Here is a 2,478-nt window from a genome sequence, read left to right as displayed (position 1 = left end):
TAGGGACTCAAACAAACACAATCACTGGGAAAGTCACGACGCCAGGTCTACTGAATACGTGGAGCGGAGTCGGTAAATTTGCCGCCAACCAGACGTTGCAAAGCGGCACATCCATGCTGTTGAGCAAGGCGCTTGGGCAGGGCGGTAGCGCCAGCGATGCGCTGAAAAGTGCGCTGTTCAATACGTTGGCGGCAGCCAGTTTCAACCTGGTGGGAAATTACACCGAAGGCGTAATTGCCGATGGGTCGGTACCTAAGGTTGCTATTCACGCGATGGTGGGTGGTTTGCTGGCTGAGGCTACGGGCGGCGATTTTAAAACCGGTGCGTTGGCGGCGGGGGCGAACGAGGCGCTGGTTACTCATCTGAATACGCTGGTTAACGGCAACGAAGAGTTGCTGACGATGAGTTCGCAGATTGTGGGTGTGTTGGCGGCTGCTGGGCAGAAAGATGCGGATGCTGCCAAGATCGAGAAAGGGGCTTGGGTTGCGCAGAACCTGACGCAATACAACTTTCTGGAGCATCTGCCACCAGGCTTAAGTGAATACGGATCAGCGGCGACTACTCTGGCAAAGGACATGCTGGAAAAAGGTTTCACTAACGACCAAATTGCTCAAGCACAGCTGGAGCTGGCCCGAGGACAAGGTTTTGAAGGGGTTCAACCGGCTAACGAGTTCGTCAAGGCTTGGGGCTATTTTATGGCCGGTGAACTCACAGGTGCTGGGCTGGCGGCAGTATTAGGTCGGCTTGTGATGGGAGGTGCAAAAGCAAATGTGGGATCAGTAAGTCATGTCTCTGGAGTGAATCTTTCTAAAAGTCAGTCTAAGATGATTGCTGACTTTGAAGCGGCAGGGTATCCAACAAAACCAGTGATTTCTCCAACCAGCGGAAATGTGGTTGGAACTCAGTACATCTTGCCTGATGGTTCGCGAGTTCGGGTGATGCAGGCAGATGGTCGAAGTCCCCAGCGCGCATCATTTGAGAACTCCAATGGCGGACCTGTGGACCCTACTACAGGAAAGCCGCCGCAACCCCCGCAGGGTTTATCGAAGGCGGAGCGAAAGCAGTGGATAAGAGAACGTACGCATATTGAGCAAGTGGACTAAACAATGAATACATTTTTGCAAGCTGTGGCTCTTTTGTTGCCAATAAAAATTGAAAGAGTATTGTGGGATGGCGATAAGCTTATGCTTTTCTCGGTGGATTGGAGCTTTCAGACTGAGAGTGCATGGCGTGTATCAAAGGATGGGGATTTGCTGTTTGCTTGTTGGGATAATGACGCTCGCGATCTTGTTTCTGGATTTTTAAATTTATCCGTTCTTGAGGTGAGTTGGCTCATTGATGATCAGCCAATTGACCCATGCTTTAAACTATCTGACGGTCGTGTGTTGAATGTGTTTTGTTCGTCATCAACCGAACCTTGGGTCATGGAATTATCGGGCGGGGCCGTTTATGTGGGTAATACTTAAGTTTTGAGTTTCTGTTGGTGCAAAAGGATTGCCTTCCGCCCTGCAAAATTTCGGCGGCCGCACTTTCGATGATCTATCTGCCGCAGCTTCAAATCCTATCAATAAGGAAGGTCTGACAGAGGCTGCTAGGGCGCTCACAAAGCATGCTTCTGGCCAGCGAGCTACTGGAACGTTCCCAAAACTCACAGGTGGAATTGAAAAGCAAAATGCAACTGCACTCGGTATTATTGATGACGTTCTCAAGAATCCAAATTCAACATTCTCAAATTTGAGTCGCGGTGGGCTAGAGGTCCGGGCTCCCGATGGAAGAGGTCTGCGCTACAATAACGATGGCTCATTTTCTGGGTTTTTGGACCCTAAGGCGAAACCATGAAACTTGAAAGTAATTCGGATTTTGAAGTTCTGGGCTTTAGTGATAGTCGCTATAAAAGGCTGACTGCGGAGATTCAATATAAAGGCGAACCTATTGCTCAAGTTAATCAGGATAAAGGGGTAGACGCTTTAGAGGTGGAGATCTTTGCTGACTTAAGTAGCGCGACTTTGAGAGTTCCATTCTCTGGTTTTTTTGAGGCGATGATTCTAGCGAAAGATTTCATTGTTGAGTCGAGGTGAGATTTAATGGGTAAAGATGCGGAGGGGAATATTGTTTGTACAGAATGTAAGGCGTCAGCGACAGCCCCTCTAACCACGAATCAAAAAATAGCCTTTCCTGAAATTAAAGAATCAGGAGCAGTTGTTGTAGGTAAAGGGAAGCCTGGGTTCCCCGGAGGCACCCAGATTCCGCCGACGACGGTGGATGTGGTTAGGCCCTAAGGGAAAAAAGGGGACGGATTTATTTGATTAGTCTTTTTGTATGAAAAAGGGACGAAAAAGGGGACAGATTTATTTTTTTCCATTTGCTAGGCTGTAATTCTCTAAGGAAGGAGGTTACCTATGCCCAGAGTGGGACGTGTCGTTTTGCCCAACTATCCTCATCATGTTGTACAGCGTGGTCACAACCGCCAGGTGGTCT

General features: G+C 48.8%; 4 protein-coding genes and 1 pseudogene. All 5 read left to right on the top strand.

Annotated features, from left to right (window positions below):
- A partial coding sequence (locus TX23_RS28635) for a DUF637 domain-containing protein (protein ID WP_244885990.1) occupies positions 1-1,103 on the top strand: 1,103 nt, incomplete at its 5' end.
- A 3-nt stretch (positions 1,104-1,106) separates the two neighbouring features.
- Positions 1,107-1,466: a hypothetical protein gene (locus tag TX23_RS28115; protein WP_141231028.1), complete on the top strand. Its 360-nt coding sequence runs from the start codon at positions 1,107-1,109 to the stop codon at positions 1,464-1,466.
- A 28-nt stretch (positions 1,467-1,494) separates the two neighbouring features.
- The gene (locus TX23_RS28110) at positions 1,495-1,839 is read left to right on the top strand and encodes a hypothetical protein (protein WP_157243960.1); all 345 of its coding nucleotides are present in this window, start codon (positions 1,495-1,497) and stop codon (positions 1,837-1,839) included.
- Positions 1,836-2,078, top strand: coding sequence for a hypothetical protein (locus TX23_RS26560; RefSeq protein WP_057704726.1), 243 nt, complete (start codon positions 1,836-1,838; stop codon positions 2,076-2,078). Before TX23_RS28110 ends, TX23_RS26560 begins: the two co-directional genes overlap by 4 nt.
- A 321-nt stretch (positions 2,079-2,399) precedes the next feature.
- Positions 2,400-2,478: pseudogene (locus tag TX23_RS27755) on the top strand (transposase); the annotation flags it as partial.

The sequence above is a fragment of the Pseudomonas paralactis genome, assembly GCF_001439735.1.
GTDB classification, from domain to species: Bacteria; Pseudomonadota; Gammaproteobacteria; order Pseudomonadales; family Pseudomonadaceae; genus Aquipseudomonas; species Aquipseudomonas paralactis.
This window is presented reverse-complemented; position numbering and strand designations above follow the sequence as displayed.